The following is a 19483-nucleotide window of genomic DNA, read 5'->3' on the forward strand; positions in this document are numbered from 1 at the left end:
TTAATCGTGAATTTTATTTACTTCATCAATAATCGCCTTTTATTCAACTAAAAAAATTGCACTTCATCATTTTAGCACATCACATTGCACTAAAACAAAAACAATCACAACCATCTGAAAAACAATGTGTTATATATATTTATTTCACTTAAAATTGTTATACTAATAATCAATTTTTAAATTATCTTTACAAAAACTAAAAAAACGCTAGAAAAGCATACACTTATAAGTGAAATCGATGAAATGCAATGGCTAAAAGTGTCTAAAATTATGGATATGACAAACAATGATATTTTAAAAAAATTAAGAGTAGCACTAAAACTTAGAGATGATGATATAGTGAAAATTTTAGAACTGGTAGACTTTAGAATTTCCAAAAGTGAATTAGGTGCTTTTTTCAGAAGAGAAGATCATCCTAAATATATGGAATGTGGAGATCAAATTTTGCGTAATTTCTTGAATGGCTTAGTCATTCACCTCCGTGGACCAATGCCAAAGAAGGGTGAAAATAAAACACAAAAAAAGAGCAACAATTAAATTGTTGCTCTTTTTTTATAGGGTATAATAAAACAACCCCGAAAATTATCGGGACAGTATGACAAAATATCTTAAGATAATACCTGTTGTACTTTATCAGCAGCTTCCTGAAACTCGGTAGCACTCATAACATCCAATCCAGAATTATCAATTAATTCTTTTGCTATATCGGCATTGGTTCCTTGTAAACGTACAATAATTGGTACATTAATAGTCCCCATGTTTTTATAAGCATCAATAACGCCTTGAGCTACACGATCGCATCGCACAATACCTCCAAAAATATTAATTAAAATAGCTTTAACCGCTGGGTCTTTCAATATGATTTTAAATGCAGCCTCTACACGAGCAGCATCAGCAGTACCTCCAACATCTAAAAAGTTAGCTGGTTCTCCTCCTGCTTGTTTAATTAAATCCATTGTTGCCATAGCCAAACCAGCTCCATTAACCATACAACCAACGTTTCCGTCTAGGTCAACATAATTCAAACCAAGTTCTCCAGCTTCAACTTCAATAGCACTTTCTTCACGTACATCACGCAAATCAACATAATTTTTATGTCTATAAAGTGCATTATCGTCAATAGTTACTTTAGCATCAACCGCCATTATTAAATTATCGCTTGTTTTTAAAACAGGATTAATTTCAAATAAAGATGAATCAGATTTTACATAAGCCGTATAAAGATTAGCAACAAACTTTGTCATTTCTTTAAACGCCAAACCAGACAAGCCTAAATTAAAAGCAACACGTCTAGCTTGAAAAGGCAATAAACCAACCGTTGGGTCAATTTCTTCTGTAAATATTAAATGAGGTGTTTCTTCTGCAACCGTTTCAATGTCCATGCCGCCTTCAGTAGAGTACATAATCATATTACGTCCGGTACCTCTATTTAACAATACAGACATATAGAACTCACTAGTTTCAGTTTCTCCTGGGTAGTACACATCCTCAGCAACTAAAACTTGATGTACTCGCTTACCTTGAGCAGAAGTTTGAGGTGTTACTAAATCCATTCCTATAATTTGCCCAGCAATGGTTTCTACCTCTTTAAGGTTTTTAGCAAGTTTTACACCACCTCCTTTTCCACGGCCACCTGCATGAACTTGTGCCTTAATAACATGCCAACTTGTTCCCGTTTCGCTTGTTAGTTGTTTTGCAGCAGCAACTGCTTCTTGAGCATTTTGGGCAACTATACCACGCTGTATACGTACTCCAAAACTGTTTAATATTTCTTTACCTTGATATTCGTGTAAATTCATAGTTTGCTTAATATTTTAAGAAACACAAATGTATATAATAGCGTTTACTTACCCTAATATTTGATTATGAAAACTTTTAACAATTATAGAGCAAAAACAATTGTTAAATAATTAACATTTTGTTTAATATGTATAAATTTTTTATTTATTAATTTTTTATATGATTTAAAAAAATATCTTTGACAAAAAATTAAAGATTATGACAGAAAATCAATTGCTGAAAATTGCACAGGATTTTGGAAGCCCCGTTTATGTATATGATGCAGAAAAAATAGAAGGGCAATATAAACGACTTACTGATGCGTTTAAAAACGTTAAGAAGTTAAAGCTTAATTATGCAGTTAAAGCATTGTCTAACATATCTATACTTAAACTTTTCAAATCTTTAGGTTCTGGAATTGACACAGTGTCTATTCAAGAAGTCCAATTGGGCTTAGCGGCAGGTTTTTCTCCGGATCAAATTATTTACACACCCAACGGAGTCTCTTTACTAGAAATTGAAGAAGCTGCAAAATTAGGGGTTAAAATAAATATTGATAATTTATCTATCCTAGAACAATTTGGAACTAAACATCCAAAAACACCAGTATGTATTCGTATTAACCCACATGTTATGGCTGGTGGAAATGCAAATATATCTGTAGGTCATATTGATTCTAAATTTGGAATTTCAATTCATCAAATACCTCATATTCTTCGTATTGTAGAAAATACTAAAATGACAATAAATGGAATTCACATGCATACCGGTAGTGATATTTTAGATATTGAAGTGTTTTTATATGCTAGTGAAATATTATTTGAAACAGCGAAACAATTTAAAAACTTAGATTTCATAGATTTTGGATCTGGTTTTAAAGTGCCTTACAAGCAAGGTGATATTGAAACTAATATTGAAGAATTAGGAAAAAAACTATCTGCTAGATTTAATGAATTCTGTGCAGAATACGGTAAAGATTTAACCTTAGCCTTTGAACCAGGCAAGTTTTTGGTAAGTGAGTCTGGTAATTTTTTAACTAAAGTAAATGCTGTAAAGCAAACCACATCAACAGTTTTTGCTCAAGTAGATTCTGGTTTTAATCATTTAATACGTCCTATGTTTTATGGGTCTCATCATGATATTATTAATATTTCAAACCTAAAAGGGCGTGAGCGTTTTTATACCGTTGTAGGTTATATATGCGAAACGGATACATTTGGAAATAACCGACGTATCAATGAAATTAATGAAGGTGATATTTTATGTTTTAAAAATGCTGGAGCATATTGCTTCTCAATGGCTAGTAATTACAACTCTCGTTTTCGCCCAGCTGAGGTGTTATGGTATAATAACAAAGCCCATTTAATTAGAAAGAGAGAAACTTTTGAAGACATTATAAAAAATCAAATTGAAGTTGATTTTTCAACTAAAAAAGAAAAAGCAGTTTCTGTTTAAAATTTTAAATTTATAAATCGAAAAAGGTGTTTCTTCATTTACATAGAAGAAACGCTTTTTTTATTTAAAAATAAAGGGTATACTATTCCTTAACAAATTTAAAAGGCAATATGCCTTTATTTGTTGTAACAATTGCTAAATAAAGTCCTGCATTTAATTCTTCAACCTACAAACTATTTGTGCTTGTATTCGGTTTTATAATTTGTCTACCACTAATATCAGAAATAGTTATCGAACTAATAACTACATCTTTACTTAATTTAAAATTCAAATCACTTCTAACTAAAGCAGTAAAAATGCTTAATGCTACCTTAAAAATTTCATTCTCAGAAATACCTAAAGTAATTTTTGAGAACGAAATTTTATCTGGCTAAATTATAAAAAACGAGGTCTTTAACCCATATTTGTAGCCATACAAGGAGCTTAATATAGGATTTACTTTCATTTATGTTTAAAAAATGAAATTTATCAAGGTTTACTCTAAAAATCCATCTATTTTTGAGAAATAACAAAAATTTTTAATGAATTTCACAAACCCATTAGTATATGGTGTTCCTTGTTTTCTTGGTCTCATCTTACTTGAATTAGTTTATAGCAAACACAATAAAAGAAAAAAAGATTTATATAAATGGAAAGATTTAGCGGCTAGCCTTACCATGGGTATAGGCTCAACCATTCTTGCTCCGCTTACTAAAACTATAGCAGCCATTGTACTTTTTAATTTTGTTTACGAAGTTTTTAATCCAGAAATTGATGGTATTCGTACTAATATTATGGGATGGAAATCTTTTGGCTATGCTTGGTATATATGGTTGATTTGTCAATTATTAGACGATTTTAGCTATTATTGGTTTCATAGGCAAAACCACAATGTCCGGTTTCTTTGGGCAGCTCATATTGTACACCATTCATCAGATAATTTTAATTTAGGAACTGCTGTAAGAAACGGTTGGTTTACTATTTTTTACAAGCCTTTTTTCTACATGTGGATTCCTGCACTTGGTTTCCCTCCAGAAATGCTCGTGGTCTGTTTAGGTATTGAGGCGCTGTGGCAATTCCAGTTGCATTCGGTATATGTTCCTAAAATGGGTATTATCGAAAAAATATTCAATACACACACCATGCACCAGGTACACCATGCTCAGAACATTGAATATATGGATAAAAACCATGGTGGTTTTTTAAATATTTTTGATAAGCTTTTTGGGACATGGAAAGAACTAGATGAAACTATTGATATTAAATATGGTGTTACTAAAGCACCAAATTCATATAACCCTTTAGTTATTCTAACGCATGAATATAAAGATATATGGAGTGATATGAAGAAAACTAAAAACTGGTATCATAAATTCATGTATGCTTTTGGGGCTCCTGGCTGGAGCCATGATGGTAGCACACTAACTATCAAACAGCAACAAAATCTCCAAAAAAGTAAATAATAAAAATGCTTAACATATGTTAAGCATTTTTTGATTTAACAGCTTATTTTATGAATATTTTCACAAAATATTTGTTATGTTTTAAAAAATATCTTAATATTATTAAATAATCCCCCCTAGTCTTTTTAATTAATAGCTTTAAATAAAAGACTTTATGAAAAAATCCTCTTGTAGTTGTTTCAACAAGAAACAAAATTTATCCTTTAGTATTCTCATCCCTTTTTTATTTCATTCTAATAGCAGACCTTATTATTGATTAAACATACAGTTTAATCAATAAACGCGTACATATTAACAAACCAAAAACCAATCATAATGAAAAATTTATTCACGCTTTTTATTTTTTCACTCCTATTTTGTACAACATCTTGTAATAATTCTAAAGTTGAAAACAACATTAAAATGTATTCAAATGTCTGGGATGAAATCATTAATAATGGTAAACTAGATCTAATTAATGACACAAATTTTGATAAAGACATTACACTTATCTATAATCCAGAAAACGTAGTAGGTATTGAAAACTTTAAAGACTATTACAACAATTTTATCACAGGTTTTTCTGATGTCAAATTCACAATTGTAGATGTCTTTGGTCAAGGCGATAAACTTGTAAAGCATTGGCATTATAAAGGTACACATTCTGGAGATTTCTTTGGAATACCAGCAACGGGAAAAACAGTAGATCTTAAGGGAGTCACATTGGTTAAGATGAAAGATGGCAAAATTGCTCAAGAACAAGATTTTATGGACAATATGCTGTTTATGCAACAATTGGGAATTGTGTCTTCGCCAGAAAATATTAAAGTTATTGATGGACTATATAAAGCTTTTGGAATTGGAGATATTCCAACGGTACTTACGGTCCTCGACCCTAAAGTGGTGTGGAATGAAGCCGAAGGAAATGCTTATGCAGATGGTAATCCATACATAGGACCCGATGCTGTTTTAAATGGCATTTTCGCTAGAGTGGGAGAAGACTATGAGTTTTTTAAAGTTGCAGACTTAAAACTTCTAGATATGTCAAACAACCAAGTTCTTGCTACTCTACGTTACAATGGAAAACTAAAAAAGAATGGTGCTGTTATCGATGCTCAAGTCGCACATCTTTGGTCATTAAATGACGGGAAAGTTATTGCATTTCAGCAATATGTTGATACCAAACATCTTAATGATGCCATAAACAAATAATATTGAAATGGGAAACGAAACCAACCAAGCCCATTTCGAACCTACAAAACAAAAATCACGAATAAACGCTTTAGATGTTATTAGAGGAATAGCGCTTTTAGGTATCCTTTTAATGAATATAAATGGTATGGGACTTCCATACGCTTATTCGGACCCTAGCGTTTCTGGTGGTTCAGAAGGACTAAATTTACAAGTTTGGATCGTAAATGAAATGTTATTTGAAGGCACTATGCGCGGTTTATTCACCTTATTATTTGGTGCTGGAGTTATCTTATTAACAAAAAGACTTGAAAACGGTGGCGCAGGAATATCTACCGCAGATATTTATTATCGCAGAATTTTGTGGCTTTTAATTTTCGGTTTAATCAACGTATGGGTTTTACTATGGCATGGCGACATTTTATTTCCATATGCCATTTTTGGTCTAATGCTATTTCCTTTTAGAAATACAAGTGTTAAAAACCTAATCATAGCAGGTTGTTTATTAATTTGTATTGGAGTTTTATGGGATATTAGTGATTATAATACCGATTTACAAACTCAAAAAGTTGGATTAGAAGCACAAGTACTTAAAGACCAAGGCACGGAATTATCAGAAGTACAAGAAAAAGACCTGAAGAATTGGGGAAAACTCAACACAAAGAAAACCCCTGAAGAGGTTAATGAATACATCGAAAAAATGCATCAAGGGTATTGGGCAATTGCTACCGAAAAGGTAAAAATGAATCAATTCATGCAAACTTGGTTTCCTTACAGAATTTGGAGTTGGGATATTTTAAGCTTTATGTTATTAGGTATGGCATTTTTTAAACTTCAAATTTTTCATGGTGAACGCTCTAATACATATTACCTCATCATGTTAATTACGGGTTACCTAATAGGTTTAACAATAAACTATCTAGAAACCTCAGCGATTTTAGATAGTAATTTTGACAAACTAACGATGCACAAAGCAGGCATGACCTATCAAATCGGACGCTTATTTACAACCATTGGGCATATTGGTTTGTTTATGTTATTTATTAAATCTGGAATATTAGATTTTCTTCAAAAAGCTCTGGCCGCAGTTGGAAGAATGGCACTAACCAATTATTTGATGCATAGTGTTATCACTACCACATTATTTTATGGATTCGGGTTCTCGCTATTTGGTGATTTACAACGATTTGAACTGTATTACATCGTTGGGGGTATTTGGGTTCTTCAATTAATTTTTAGCCCTATATGGTTAAAACACTTTCATTATGGCCCTGTGGAATGGCTTTGGCGCTCTTTAACATATAACAAGAAACAGGCATTTAAAATTTAAAACAAAACTCTTCTATGCAAAAAAACAAAAATTATTTCATAAAATTTAACAATCGTTTTTTATCTGAAAACCCTGTTTTAAGATATCTAAATTTTTCTTTACTTTATTTAGCCCAAGGTGCCCCCGAAGGAATTACATTTTACGCCATTCCGGCATGGTTGGCAATGAATAATAAAACACCGATGGAAATTGCAAGTTTTGTTGCTGTTATTAGTATTCCATGGAGTTTTAAAATTCTTATTGCTCCTATTATGGATCGTTACACTATTTTATCAATGGGTCGTAAAAGACCATGGGTTATTATCGGGCAATTAGGCCTAATAATCAGTTTTTTGTCCATTGGATTTGTACAAGACCCTTTAAATAATTTGGATGGTTTGATGATAGCAGGTTTTTTTATTAGTTTTTTTGGTGCATTCCAAGATGTGGCAACAGATGGCATGGCGGTAGAAGTTATACCAGAAAACGAACAAGCACGTGCTAATGGTCTTATGTGGGGCTCTAAAGCTATTGGCGTTTCCTTAACACTTGTTATAGGAACAGCATTAATTAATGCTCTAGGTTTTTCTACTGCTATCCCATTTATGTCTGTTGCTTTTGCTTTTTTTATTTTAGTTCCCTTGCTTATTAGAGAAAGACCAGGAGAAAAATTGATGCCTTGGACAAATGGTAAGTCTTCGGCATATGCAAAATCTATTCAACTTGGTAGTTGGAAAAAAATATTTAAAGGGCTTTTAAAAGTAGTAATTCTTCCATCTAGTATATTTATGGCCATCGCTATATGTTTTAATGGTATGCTAAATGGATTAATTGACACACTATTACCAATTTATACTATTCAAGAATTAGGATGGACTAATACGTCCTATTCACAAATATACTCCATAACATCTTTGATAAGTGGTTTGTTTGGAATGTTTGCAGGCGGTGCTTTAGTAGACTTTTTTGGAGAAAAAAAAATGCTTACTATTTATCTTTTATCAACGATAACTTTGCTTTTTGCAATTGGTCTAACATCGGCTCTTTGGGGGTTTAACCAATATGTTTTTGGGTTTATTCTATTATCAACTTTATTGGCAACTTTTATAAGTATTGCATTTTTTGCAACAGCAATGAAATTAAGTTATAAAACCGTTGCAGCGACTCAGTTTACGCTTTATATGGCTATATCAAATTCAGGGAGAGCCTATGGATCAGGTCTTGTCGGTACTTTATCAGAGCTTTTTAGCTGGGAACATATTTTTTTACTAATTGCTATTGCTCCATTAATAACTATTATAATGATTCAATTTATAAATTTTATTAAACATAAAAATTCTATTAAAAATTTTTCAAAACCTATTTTAATTAAACCATAAATAAAAGAATCAACCAAAAACCAACCAAAATGAATTTAAAACAATCACTCCTCATAGCTTTTACTATTAGCTTATTAAGCCTAGGCGTCTGGGAAGTTTATTGGCGAACCCAAGGTTATTATCCAAATCTGGATGATAACGATGCGCTTTGGGCAGTAGAACGTGCTAAAGTTGATGAATTATCTAAAGATGATGTGGTTCTCATTGGCTCATCAAGAGTTCATTTTGATATTCAATTAGACATATGGCAAGAAAAAACTGGCAAAAAACCTATTCAGTTAGCAAGTGGAGGTTGTTCTCCGTTACCTATTTTTCATGACATTGTTAACACTTCAAAATTTAACGGAACTATTTTAGTTGGTGTAACTCCGCCTCTATTTTTTTCAACCACATTTCCCGAAGCAAACCCTTGGGCGTGGCCGTTGGCAAGAGTAAATCATTTTCATGATAGAACTTATACACAACGTTTAAATCATAAACTATCCATACCACTTCAAAATAGTTTTGCTTTTATAAGCGAAGTTCAAGGTGTTGATGGTCTTAAATTAAAAGAGCTTATCGGTAAAGTAAAAATAGGAGATAGAGCTGCAGATCCAATGCCGCCTTTTCATGAGTTTTCTGACATCAGACTAGACAGAAATGTTAGAATGTGGAAGCGAATGGAAACAGACACCGCCTATGCTAATACTGTAATACGGGTATGGCAGTTCTTTATGAACAGTGACGGGCCACCTCCAGACAAAAAATCAACCATGGCGTTTTTTCTAAAAGACCTGAAAACGTTTAAAGAAAAAGGAGGTCGTGTTATTTTACTTAGATGCCCGTCTTCTGATGATTTTAGAGAAATAGAAAAAAAGATCACTCCTAGAGATACGGTCTGGGATGATTTAGTGGCAAAATCAAATGTGAGAGCATACCACTTTGAAGATTACCCACAGCTACAAAATTTAGAACTCCCTGAATATTCTCATTTAAAAGCAGACCATGCTGATTACTTTACTGTAGAACTAATAAAAATTTTAAAACAAGACAACGCAATTCCTAACCAAAAATGAAATTAAAACAATCATTAATAATTGCCATTATTTTAGCCATTATAGGGACAATTTTCTGGGAGCTCTACTGGCGTTCTCAAGGACTACATCCAACCCTAAATGATGAAAAAGCACTTTGGGCAATGACCAGAGCCAAGGTGGAAACAGCCACTAAAGAAGATGTTATTATACTAGGATCCTCTAGGGCTTATTTCGACATTCAGGTAGATCAATGGAAAAAATCTACTGGAAGGGAACCCTTACAATTAGCTTCTACAGGGTCTTCTCCTCTACCAACCTTTCATGACATTGTAAACAACACAGACTTTAACGGAACCGTTATAGTGGGAGTCACCCCAGGGTTACTATTTTCAACCACCTTTCCCAAGGCATTTCCTTGGAAAAGACCACAATCTAAAGTGGACTTTTACTTTGATAGAACCTATGCGCAACGACTTAATTTCTTATTGTCCGTTCCGCTGCAACAAAATTTAGTCTTGATGTCTGCCGATGAAGAAGAATGGGATGATGATATTGATTTAAAAGCCTTATTAAAACGTGTGGATTGGGGTAAGCGGGATACAATCCCCCCTGCTCCTCCGTTCTTTAATTTTGGAGATACTTCTATACCAAGAAATATGAGCATGACGCCCAGAACGGTAAAAGATACTGTTTTTGCTAACTCCATTATTGACGTATGGCACTACTTCGGTAAAGGAGCTCCACCACCAGACAAGGATGCCACCACCAAATTTTTCATGAAAGATATAGAAAAATTCAAAGAAAAAGGAGGCAACCTTATTTTAGTAAGACCACCATCCAGTGGTGGTGTAAGAATGGGAGAAAAGATGGGGCTTCCAAGACAGAAGTTTTGGGATTCATTAGTTAAAGTAGCTAAAGTAAAAAGTTACCATTTTGAGGATTATGAGCAATTAAAAGATCTAGTATGTCCAGAAGAATCACATTTATCATTAGATGATGCCAATTTTTTTACTACTGAACTTGTAAAAATCATGAAAGCCGATGGCGCATTGTCCAACTAAAAAAAAGCAATATATGAACTTAAAAAAATCATTAATTATTGGAATATTGTTAAGCCTTATCGGGCTGGTACTATGGGAGTCCTTTTGGCTACAACAAGGAAAATATGCTGATTTTGATCGCAACAAAGCCCTTTGGGCTGTACAAAGAGCAAAAGTAGAAAATGCAAACCCTAACGATGTTGTTCTTATTGGCTCATCTAGGGTTCTCTTTGATATTCAATTGAATGAATGGGAAAAAGAAACAGGTATTCGTCCTATTCAGTTGGCAATTCCAGGCTCAACACCTCTACCTGTTTTTCATGATTTAGTAAACAACTCAGATTTTAAAGGTACTATTTTAGTAGGCGTAACACCTAGCTTGTTTTTTTCAACGGTATCAGACAAAAAGGGGTCATGGAAATCATCTCAATCTAAAGTTGACTATTATTATGAACAAACTTATGCACAACGTATTAATCATCAATTATCAATACCACTGCAAAAAAACTTAGCCTTTATAAGTGAAAAAAAAGGTATAGATGGTATAAACCTAAAAGCACTATTAAATCATATTAAAATTGGCAAGCGGGTTAAGAATGATAAACCGTCTTTTCCATCATTTTCTGATATAGACATTGATAGAAATGTAAAAATGACCATTAAAACTTCTCAAGACACTGCCTTTGCCAATATTATTAAACGTAAATGGAGTTATAAAAGCACAGATACTACACCTCCAAAAAACATAGATAAAAAAGGTGTATTAGAATTCTTTAGGAAAGATGCTAAAAAATTTAAGAAAAAAGGGGGTAATTTAATTTTATTGAGAAGTCCTTCAACAGGATACTATAGAAATAAAGAAAACAATTTTTATTCTAGACCAGAATTCTGGGACATATTATTAAAGAAAAACGATGCCAAAGGCTATCATTTTGAAGATTATAAGGCATTTAAGTACCTAGATTGCCCAGAATGGTCTCATCTATCAGCCAAAGATGCTCAGTTTTTCACTACTGAACTTGTAAAAATCATGAAAGCAGATGGGGAATTGTCTAACTAAAAAAGCCAGTATATGAACTTAAAAAAATCAATAATAACTGGAATATTGTTAAGCCTTATCGGGCTGGTACTATGGGAATCATATTGGAGAACTCAGACAGACTACTATACGGCCTATCTTGAGGATGATAGAAATTTATGGGCAGAACATAGAGCCCAAGTTGAAACCGCTACGTCCAATGATATCATTTTATTAGGCGCTTCAAGAACAGGGTATGATTTTAACACCCATGTTTGGGAAGAAACACAAGGCATAAAACCCATAAATTTATCTGCCAATGGTAAACCTTTTACACCATTTTTTGAAGACATTGTTAATAATACAGACTTTAATGGCACCCTAGTCATTGGCGTAGTACCTATAGCCATTTTTGGGAATTTTAGAATAAAAGCAGCTAAACAATGGGTAGATCATTATTATGAAAGAACGTATGCACAAAGATTGGGCTTTAAACTTTCAAAGCCCTTAAAACGACATTTAGTCATGCTATCTGCTTCGGAAATGAATGCCTATAATAATTTAGACTTAAAATCTCTCATTAATACTATTTCTATTGATGATGGCAGAATAACAACTAGCGGTTTTAAGTTAGTTAACATTGGTTATAATGATGAAGACAGAAACTTAATCATGTTTCCGCGATTGACTAACAATCCTTATTATCAAAAAGAAATCACAGATCAATGGGATAAAGTTATCCCTACGTTACCAGACTACTCTGACAAGGTGGAAAAAGAAGCTTACTCCATAATTACTGAACTTTCAGCGCTTATCAATACATTTAAAGCTAGAGGAGGACAGGTTATCTTTATTCGCCATAAGGCAGAAGCAGGCTGGAACAAACATGCTACCCGTATGATGCCCGAGATAAAGTCTGGGACAAATTCATTCAAACTGTGAATTGCCCTGGATACCATTTTGAAGACTACGAATTCATGTCAAAGTATACCTTACCCGAATGGTCACACATGAATGCAGAAGATGCTAAAACCTATACCAAAGACATGGTCAACAAACTAATAAGTGATGGCCATTTAATAAAATATCAACCAACCAAAAACCAATAATCATGCTATTCAATTCATTAAGTTTCGTCGTATTTTTAGTTATTGTTTTAACCCTATATTACACCAAATTATTCAATTGGACAGGTAAAAAAAGGATGCTTTTACTATCTAGTTATGTTTTCTATGGATTGTGGAATCCGCCATTAGTTATTTTACTATGGATTTCTACTATGATTGACTGGACAGCCGGTAAAAGATTAGCTGTTGAAGACAACCAGAAAAAAAGAAAAATGTGGCTAGTGTTAAGTATGTTTGTAAACTTAGGCTTTCTTGGATTCTTCAAATACGGAGATTTCTTACTTGAAAATTTTGTTACAATTGTCAATAGTATAGGTATTGATTTTCAGGCACAACCCATGGATATTATTCTACCTATGGGTATTTCATTCTACACCTTCCAAACCATGTCGTATACCATTGATATGTATAAAAGAAAGACGGAACGTGCTAGAACATTTCTTGATTTTGCCTTATATGTTACATTCTTTCCGCAATTAGTCGCAGGGCCAATTGTTAGAGCTAAAGACTTAATCACACAATTTTATGAAGAGAAAAAAGCGACAACAGAACAATTTATTTGGGGATTATTTTTATTGACTATCGGTTTATTCCAAAAAGTGGTTATGGCAGATACCTTGCTATCTGAAACCGCGGATAAAGTATTTGGTTCTAAAGAATTACTACATGGCGTAGATGCGTGGGTAGGCACCATTGCCTTTTCTGGACAAATATTTTTTGATTTTGCTGGCTATTCTACCTGTGCTATAGGTATTGCACTCATGCTGGGTATTATATTACCTGATAACTTTAGGTATCCTTATGCGTCTTTAGGCTTTTCAGATTTATGGAAACGCTGGCACATATCATTATCTAGTTGGTTAAAAGATTATTTATACATTCCTTTAGGTGGAAACCGTCATGGAATTACCAGATTGTATGTAGCACTTATGCTTACCATGCTAATAGGTGGTCTTTGGCATGGAGCCGCTTGGACATTTATGGTTTGGGGAGGCTTACATGGTACATATTTAATTTTAGAACGCTTACAAAGACGCTATTTACCTTTTGAAATAACCAAATGGAATGGCATGTTTTTGGCTTTTATCACGTTTAGCTGTGTTAATATTACATGGGTGTTTTTTAGAGCCAGATCTTTTAAAACAGCTTGGAACATGATAAAATCCATGTTTTATGCACAAACTGAAACGGTCAAAATACTAGATACTTTTAGCATCATAAAAGTAACCGTTGTAATTGCTATTCTATTTTTAAGCCATTGGATTATGCGAAACACGTCCATGAAAGAAGTATCTTTAAAAACTTCACCATGGGTTTTGGGAGTTGTTTGGGCTATCATGACTTTTTTAATCATTATTGCTCAAGGTAGTGGAGAACAGTTTATTTATTTTCAATTTTAAACACTTTAATGAGTTTGGTAAAATCAACTAGAATAGAGTCCATAGACATTTTAAGAGGCGTCGTTATGGTGATTATGGCATTGGACCATACTAGAGATTATTTTCATTACGGTTCTTTTTTTTCCAACCCAACAGACTTAGAAACAACGACTCCATTTTTATTTTTTACACGCTTTATAACGCATTACTGTGCTCCAGTTTTTGTGTTTTTAGCAGGTACTTCAGCTTTTTTGTATGGAAGCAAAAAAACTAAACCAGAATTATTTAAGTTTTTAATCACACGAGGTATATGGTTAATAGCATTAGAAATTATAGTTAATAACCTAATTTGGAAATTCGATATTACCTATAGCAGAACCGTTTTACAAGTTATTTGGGCCATTGGGTTTAGCATGATCTGCTTATCTCTTCTTATATATTTGCGGACATATTTAATTTTAATTATTGGGCTGGTATTTGTCGCTGGTCACAATCTACTAGATGGCATACTTATGCAAGGCACAAGTACTAAATCTTATGTATGGTATTTACTACACCAAGGGGGTAAGATCCAAATAGGAGAAGACCATGCTATTCTTGTATTTTACCCTGCTTTACCTTGGATTGGACTCATGGCTTTAGGATATTGTTTTGGACAACTCTACAGAAAAGATTTTGACGTAACCATTAGAAAAAAAATGCTACTTACAATTGGTCTATCTTGTATTGTACTATTTCTTATTATTAGAGGAATAAATATCTACGGCGATTTAGTGCCTTGGGCGACTCAAAAGAACACCACTTACACAATCCTTTCTTTCTTTAACGTGACTAAATACCCACCATCTTTGGCTTATTTATTAATCACCATGGGACCATCACTTCTATTCCTTTATGCCATTGAAACCATAAAAAACAAGCTTACTGATTTCTTTTTAGTATTTGGGCGTGTACCATTATTTTATTACTTTTTACACGTCTTGGCTATACATTTACTTGCCGTTATAGGTCTTCTGATTTTTGGAGGCAATTGGCGCGATATGATCCTCACAGCCAAAGTCTTCCAAAATGCAAAGCTTTTAGATTACGGTTATTCCCTTTTTGTTGTTTATATGGTATGGATTGGCGTTATAACACTACTCTACTTTCCAAGTAAAACATACATGGTTTATAAAGCAAATAATAAAGATAAATGGTGGTTGAGTTATTTGTAAACTACTCTCTCAACTTCCCTTGAAAAACACTCACCTTAGAATTAAACGGATTTCCTGAAGCACGTCTCAACATAACCACTTGCCCACAGTGCCATAAAGCATCAGAAATTGGTCCATTAATAATATTCCAAAAAGGAAATCTATCATTATCAAACTGAGAAATATCATCTTTTTTTCTTAAAATCTCTGAAGCTTTTTTAATATTCAATAAGGTTTGTTTACGTTTTTCTTCAAAAGTTAGTGCTTTATCTGTATCACTCCTTTTTTCTGTTGAGATACTATTGAGTATAAAATTAGAAAGCCCAAATAAATGGTCGATGGTTTCAGCACTTGTTCGTCCAGATTCACTTGGTTTATACTCTAAATCTTCAACTCTTAAACCTTCAGTAGCCCAATAATAACGAAACCCTAAACCATCCAACATTCTGGAGGCTACAGTCCCCGCGGTATAGGTTTCTGGATGTTCTGGAATTTCATAATATGGTAATGTTTCTTCACTTTGTGCTATAGCGACTGATGTACATATTAAAACTAATACTATAATTGATTTTTTCATCCTCCTATTTTGGTTCTAATGACATGACGTAATCATAACTTTTATTTAAATATTTTGCAACAAGATCTAAATCTTCCAGCATAGCGTCTGGTATCAACACATAGCCTTTTATAACCGCTCCATACGATTTGTATATAGAAGATTGAAATTTTTTTATATACTTTTCTTGAACGTCTTTTGAGAACCGAATCCCGATTTCGCCAGCTTTATTCTACAGCGAAAACATATAACCATTTGCCGAAGTATAAATCATTGATTTTCCTTTTCTTTCAAATCTCGGACACTTATCGACTAATGCATCATAGATTTTTAGTTTCTCATGCCATTCCATCAATAATCGATTTTTCAATTTAATTAATACCATACTTGTCAAATAAATATACTAATGCCGTCATAGTTGCCGCCCCCAGTTCTAACTCTCTTTTATTAATGGCATCAAACGTATCATTACTGGCATGATGGTGGTCAAAATAGCGTTGGGAATCTGGTCGTAAACCAGCCAAAACATTTGTTTCTGTTTTCAGTGGACCAACATCTGCTCCACTTCTACCCTTTTCAAAATAATGAATTAAATACGGTTTAAATAAGGGTTGCCAACTCAATACTTGATTAAAACTAGCATTATTACAATCGAAACTAAAGCCACGAGGTGTAAACCCGCCTGCATCGCTTTCTAAAGCAAATACATGGTTTTCACCTTTTTGCTTGGCTTCTTCTGCGTATTTTTTACCCCCTCGTAATCCATTTTCTTTATTCATAAATAACACCACTCTAATACTCCGTTTAGGTTTAATTCCTGATTCCTTTAATAATCTTAAAACATCCATAGATTGTACTACACCTGCTCCATCATCATGCGAGCCATCTCCTAAATCCCAAGAATCTAAATGCCCACCAACAATCATATACTCATCAGGGAATTCACTTCCTGTTATTTCTCCAATCACGTTATAAGACTGTACGTCTTTTAACTGCTTACAACTTTGTTTAAAATAGAATTTTATATTATTATCAAGTTGTAGCATGGTGCTTAATAGATTGGCATCATTAGTACTAATAGCTGCTGAAGGAATTCGGTTTTCAACTGATACACCTTCATAAGTCATACTGCCTGTGTGTGGCAAGTCGTCCAATCTTAAATTCATGGAACGTACAATAACACCAACGGCTCCATATTTTGAAGCCTCCACTGCGCCTTGGTAACGCTGATCTACACAGCCTCCATAAGCATTAAACGTTTCAATTAAATCGGCTTGCATCGGGCGGTTATAAAACACTATTTTACCTGCTATTTGTTCTCTGCCAAGTGATTCTAACTCTTTAAAGTTTTTAACTTCAACAACATGGGCTTTTAAACCTAATGCAGGTGTCGCTACCGAACCACCTAAGGCACATATATTTACGCTATTGGTTTTTCCTGGAACAGTTTCAATAAATGCAAACTCTCTTGCACCACGTACCCATCTTGGCACCATAACAGGTTGTAACCAAACTTTATCTAAACCTAATTTGCCAAGTTCCTCTTTGGTGTAAGCAACGGCTTTTTCCGCACCTAAAGACCCTGACAACCTGCTTCCTATTTGGTTTGATAAATGGTTTAGCCAATCGTAACTTTTACCATTGGTTAGCGACTGTGCGTATATTTTTTTTAGACTGGCTTCATCGGTTTGAGAAATGACATTTAAACATGTAAATAATGAAAATAAAAGACACGCTGATTTTAAAACTTTCATAGATTATTTTTAAAGATAAATATAGTATTTCTGTTAATTCTCATGCACTACTGATGCATAAAGTTGTGTTAATACCGCATCCAAAATCTATTCGTTATTAAGCTGTTGTCTATATAATTGAAGATTTGATTTTACATCATCGTCCAGCTCTGGTTCCTGAATATCGCTGTATTTGCTTAGTGTGTCGTACATGATTTTGGCAACCAGATAGCGCGCCGTTGGCTTATCGTCGGCAGGAATGTTAAACCATGGCGCGTGTGGCTTAGAAGTTCTGTTTAAAACATCTTCATAACATGCTTGGTAATTATCCCAAAGTTTACGCTCTTTTAAATCGCCTGGCGAGAATTTCCAATGTTTTTCTTGCTTTTCTAAACGACGTAACAACCTGTTTTTTTGTTCTTCTTTTGAAAGGTTTAAAAAGAATTTAAAAATGATAGTGCCGTTTTCTGAAATATGTTTTTCAAAGTTATTTATTTGCTCAAAACGCTTATCCCAAAAGGATTCATCTATATCTTCAACGGTATTGACTGTTGGTATATTTTCGCCTAAAATATATCCAGGATGCACACGGGTTACCAATACATTCTCATAATGCGTTCTGTTAAAAACACCAAATTTTCCACGCTGTGGAAGTACGATATAATGACGCCATAAATAGTCATGGCTTAATTCTAAATCTGTAGGGACTTTAAAGCTATGTACCACAACGCCTCTTGCATTAAAATATTTAAACACTTCTCGTACCAAACTGTCTTTACCTGAAGTATCCATACCTTGTAAACATACCAAAACGGCATACTTGTCATGCGCATACATGGTGTTTTGTAAATTGCTCAGTTTTTTACTTACGGATTTCAATGCGCCTTCAAGTTCTTTTTTATCGGCTTGTATATCTATTTTTGTTGGCTGGTTTGATATCTTAATATTAGAAGTGATTTTAAAGTCTTTTAGATCTATCTTTTTCATAAGTTAATTTCAATTAATAATATTCCATAAATATAGTAAATCCATAATTTCGACGAACGGCACACCAAACTGTTTTGTTATTATTACATTAGCCCTACCAAATCTATGTTCTTAACCCACAAATTTTATGAAAAACTACTACCTATTATGCTTTTTCATGGCTACTGTAGCCATGAATGCACAAACCAATTGTGATGATGCCAACTCGTACCTTGTAAATGCATATTCGCATGTTAAAGATGCTTATGATTCAAATAATATCAGCCATTTAAAATATTACGCCAATAGATCTGTTGAATCATTCAAACTTTCTAAAAAGACATTAATTTCTTGTGGTTGCAAAACGGCATTAGATTTAGCCAACAAAGGTATCTATTTACTTGCCAAGATTGAACATGTTGAAACTTTTGAAGATGGCCGTTTTTATGTTAAACGCGCTAGAGATATTAGTAAAGAAAGTGTTATAGAAATTGACAAATGTGCCTTAGTAATCTATCACGATAGTGATAGCACTGCTGGTAACGAAGTACTTTCCGATTTAGAAAATGAACAGTTGCTATTAAAAAAGCAACAAGAAGCTCTAAAACTTAAAGAAAAACAAATAAAAAGTAAATTAGCGGAACAAAAGGAAAAGGAATTAAAGCTTAAAAAGGAACAATTAATTCTTTCTTATAATAGTGCCATCACATCAAACATTAAAACCTATAACGACGTTTTAAAAATTTGCAACTGTAAGCATGAAGCCATAGAAAATATTGAATCTTCTGTAGATGTTTCAACAAAAAGTGTTGAGGACATTAGGAACTTTTACACAAACAATCTTAAAAAATTGGCTTCAAATTATTTATCTGAATTAAATTCTTGTCATTAAGAACATGATTTAATAAAGGCTGTTTGACA

18 protein-coding genes are annotated in these 19483 nt (G+C 33.3%); 14 read left to right on the plus strand and 4 right to left on the minus strand.

Annotation, left to right across the window (positions count from 1 at the left end):
* Positions 1–270 precede the first annotated feature (270 nt).
* A complete protein-coding gene (locus ABD935_RS15675; RefSeq protein WP_345193913.1) occupies positions 271–537 on the plus strand; it encodes a DUF1456 family protein in 267 nt (88 codons plus the stop codon).
* Positions 538–608: 71 nt separating this feature from the next.
* Here ABD935_RS15675 and sucC read toward each other — a convergent pair whose 3' ends face one another.
* The gene (gene sucC, locus ABD935_RS15680; RefSeq protein WP_345193674.1) at positions 609–1799 is read right to left on the minus strand and encodes an ADP-forming succinate--CoA ligase subunit beta; all 1191 of its coding nucleotides are present in this window, start codon (positions 1797–1799) and stop codon (positions 609–611) included.
* A 199-nt stretch (positions 1800–1998) separates the two neighbouring features.
* Between sucC and lysA the strand changes: the two genes are divergently transcribed.
* From lysA to ABD935_RS15740, 12 genes are all read left to right on the plus strand, one after another.
* Positions 1999–3234, plus strand: a complete 1236-nt coding sequence (gene lysA / locus ABD935_RS15685) for a diaminopimelate decarboxylase (RefSeq protein ID WP_345193676.1) — start codon at positions 1999–2001, stop codon at positions 3232–3234.
* Between the two features lie 521 nt (positions 3235–3755).
* Positions 3756–4676: a sterol desaturase family protein gene (locus tag ABD935_RS15690; protein WP_345193678.1), complete on the plus strand. Its 921-nt coding sequence runs from the start codon at positions 3756–3758 to the stop codon at positions 4674–4676.
* Positions 4677–4991: 315 nt separating this feature from the next.
* Positions 4992–5867 carry an ester cyclase gene (locus tag ABD935_RS15695; protein WP_345193680.1) on the plus strand — a complete coding sequence of 292 codons (876 nt, stop codon included), beginning with the start codon at positions 4992–4994 and terminating at the stop codon, positions 5865–5867.
* A gap of 7 nt (positions 5868–5874) precedes the next feature.
* Positions 5875–7176, plus strand: a complete 1302-nt coding sequence (locus ABD935_RS15700) for a DUF418 domain-containing protein (protein ID WP_345193683.1) — start codon at positions 5875–5877, stop codon at positions 7174–7176.
* Between the two features lie 14 nt (positions 7177–7190).
* Positions 7191–8534, plus strand: coding sequence for an MFS transporter (locus ABD935_RS15705; RefSeq protein ID WP_345193685.1), 1344 nt, complete (start codon positions 7191–7193; stop codon positions 8532–8534).
* Positions 8535–8563: 29 nt separating this feature from the next.
* Positions 8564–9589 (plus strand): hypothetical protein, encoded by a 1026-nt coding sequence (locus tag ABD935_RS15710; RefSeq protein ID WP_345193687.1) that lies wholly within the window; start codon positions 8564–8566, stop codon positions 9587–9589.
* Positions 9586–10611: a hypothetical protein gene (locus ABD935_RS15715; protein ID WP_345193689.1), complete on the plus strand. Its 1026-nt coding sequence runs from the start codon at positions 9586–9588 to the stop codon at positions 10609–10611. Before ABD935_RS15710 ends, ABD935_RS15715 begins: the two co-directional genes overlap by 4 nt.
* A gap of 13 nt (positions 10612–10624) precedes the next feature.
* Positions 10625–11650 (plus strand): hypothetical protein, encoded by a 1026-nt coding sequence (locus tag ABD935_RS15720; protein ID WP_345193691.1) that lies wholly within the window; start codon positions 10625–10627, stop codon positions 11648–11650.
* 12 nt (positions 11651–11662) lie between these two features.
* Positions 11663–12550, plus strand: coding sequence for a hypothetical protein (locus ABD935_RS15725; RefSeq protein ID WP_345193694.1), 888 nt, complete (start codon positions 11663–11665; stop codon positions 12548–12550).
* A 35-nt stretch (positions 12551–12585) separates the two neighbouring features.
* Positions 12586–12717 (plus strand): hypothetical protein, encoded by a 132-nt coding sequence (locus ABD935_RS15730; RefSeq protein WP_345193696.1) that lies wholly within the window; start codon positions 12586–12588, stop codon positions 12715–12717.
* Positions 12718–12719: 2 nt separating this feature from the next.
* Complete coding sequence (locus tag ABD935_RS15735) at positions 12720–14135, plus strand: MBOAT family O-acyltransferase (RefSeq protein WP_345193698.1); 1416 nt, start codon at positions 12720–12722, stop codon at positions 14133–14135.
* Positions 14136–14143: 8 nt separating this feature from the next.
* A complete protein-coding gene (locus tag ABD935_RS15740; RefSeq protein WP_345193700.1) occupies positions 14144–15328 on the plus strand; it encodes an acetyltransferase domain-containing protein in 1185 nt (394 codons plus the stop codon).
* 1 nt (position 15329) lies between these two features.
* Here the strand turns inward: ABD935_RS15740 and ABD935_RS15745 are convergent, their stop codons facing one another.
* The 3 genes from ABD935_RS15745 to ABD935_RS15755 form a co-directional block, all read right to left on the minus strand.
* Complete coding sequence (locus ABD935_RS15745; RefSeq protein WP_345193702.1) at positions 15330–15884, minus strand: hypothetical protein; 555 nt, start codon at positions 15882–15884, stop codon at positions 15330–15332.
* A 350-nt stretch (positions 15885–16234) separates the two neighbouring features.
* A complete protein-coding gene (locus ABD935_RS15750; protein WP_345193704.1) occupies positions 16235–17617 on the minus strand; it encodes a M28 family peptidase in 1383 nt (460 codons plus the stop codon).
* 87 nt (positions 17618–17704) lie between these two features.
* Positions 17705–18583, minus strand: coding sequence for a PPK2 family polyphosphate kinase (locus ABD935_RS15755; RefSeq protein ID WP_345193706.1), 879 nt, complete (start codon positions 18581–18583; stop codon positions 17705–17707).
* A gap of 127 nt (positions 18584–18710) precedes the next feature.
* Here ABD935_RS15755 and ABD935_RS15760 point away from each other — a divergent pair, with 127 nt between their 5' ends.
* Complete coding sequence (locus tag ABD935_RS15760) at positions 18711–19454, plus strand: hypothetical protein (protein ID WP_345193708.1); 744 nt, start codon at positions 18711–18713, stop codon at positions 19452–19454.
* The last annotated feature ends 29 nt before the right edge of the window (positions 19455–19483 follow it).

Source organism: Algibacter agarivorans (genome assembly GCF_039543245.1).
GTDB lineage: Bacteria > Bacteroidota > Bacteroidia > Flavobacteriales > Flavobacteriaceae > Algibacter_G > Algibacter_G agarivorans.

Excerpts from the sequence above, each read along its gene's own strand:
- ABD935_RS15745 (WP_345193702.1), bottom strand. The coding sequence starts at position 15,884 with ATGAAAAAATCAATTATAGTATTAGTTTTAATATGTACATCAGTCGCT.
- sucC (WP_345193674.1), bottom strand. The coding sequence starts at position 1,799 with ATGAATTTACACGAATATCAAGGTAAAGAAATATTAAACAGTTTTGGA.
- ABD935_RS15675 (WP_345193913.1), top strand. The coding sequence starts at position 271 with ATGGATATGACAAACAATGATATTTTAAAAAAATTAAGAGTAGCACTA.
- ABD935_RS15740 (WP_345193700.1), top strand. The coding sequence starts at position 14,144 with ATGAGTTTGGTAAAATCAACTAGAATAGAGTCCATAGACATTTTAAGA.
- ABD935_RS15705 (WP_345193685.1), top strand. The coding sequence starts at position 7,191 with ATGCAAAAAAACAAAAATTATTTCATAAAATTTAACAATCGTTTTTTA.
- ABD935_RS15725 (WP_345193694.1), top strand. The coding sequence starts at position 11,663 with ATGAACTTAAAAAAATCAATAATAACTGGAATATTGTTAAGCCTTATC.
- ABD935_RS15755 (WP_345193706.1), bottom strand. The coding sequence starts at position 18,583 with ATGAAAAAGATAGATCTAAAAGACTTTAAAATCACTTCTAATATTAAG.
- ABD935_RS15710 (WP_345193687.1), top strand. The coding sequence starts at position 8,564 with ATGAATTTAAAACAATCACTCCTCATAGCTTTTACTATTAGCTTATTA.
- ABD935_RS15690 (WP_345193678.1), top strand. The coding sequence starts at position 3,756 with ATGAATTTCACAAACCCATTAGTATATGGTGTTCCTTGTTTTCTTGGT.
- lysA (WP_345193676.1), top strand. The coding sequence starts at position 1,999 with ATGACAGAAAATCAATTGCTGAAAATTGCACAGGATTTTGGAAGCCCC.
- ABD935_RS15750 (WP_345193704.1), bottom strand. The coding sequence starts at position 17,617 with ATGAAAGTTTTAAAATCAGCGTGTCTTTTATTTTCATTATTTACATGT.
- ABD935_RS15735 (WP_345193698.1), top strand. The coding sequence starts at position 12,720 with ATGCTATTCAATTCATTAAGTTTCGTCGTATTTTTAGTTATTGTTTTA.
- ABD935_RS15715 (WP_345193689.1), top strand. The coding sequence starts at position 9,586 with ATGAAATTAAAACAATCATTAATAATTGCCATTATTTTAGCCATTATA.
- ABD935_RS15695 (WP_345193680.1), top strand. The coding sequence starts at position 4,992 with ATGAAAAATTTATTCACGCTTTTTATTTTTTCACTCCTATTTTGTACA.
- ABD935_RS15760 (WP_345193708.1), top strand. The coding sequence starts at position 18,711 with ATGAAAAACTACTACCTATTATGCTTTTTCATGGCTACTGTAGCCATG.
- ABD935_RS15730 (WP_345193696.1), top strand. The coding sequence starts at position 12,586 with ATGTCAAAGTATACCTTACCCGAATGGTCACACATGAATGCAGAAGAT.
- ABD935_RS15720 (WP_345193691.1), top strand. The coding sequence starts at position 10,625 with ATGAACTTAAAAAAATCATTAATTATTGGAATATTGTTAAGCCTTATC.
- ABD935_RS15700 (WP_345193683.1), top strand. The coding sequence starts at position 5,875 with ATGGGAAACGAAACCAACCAAGCCCATTTCGAACCTACAAAACAAAAA.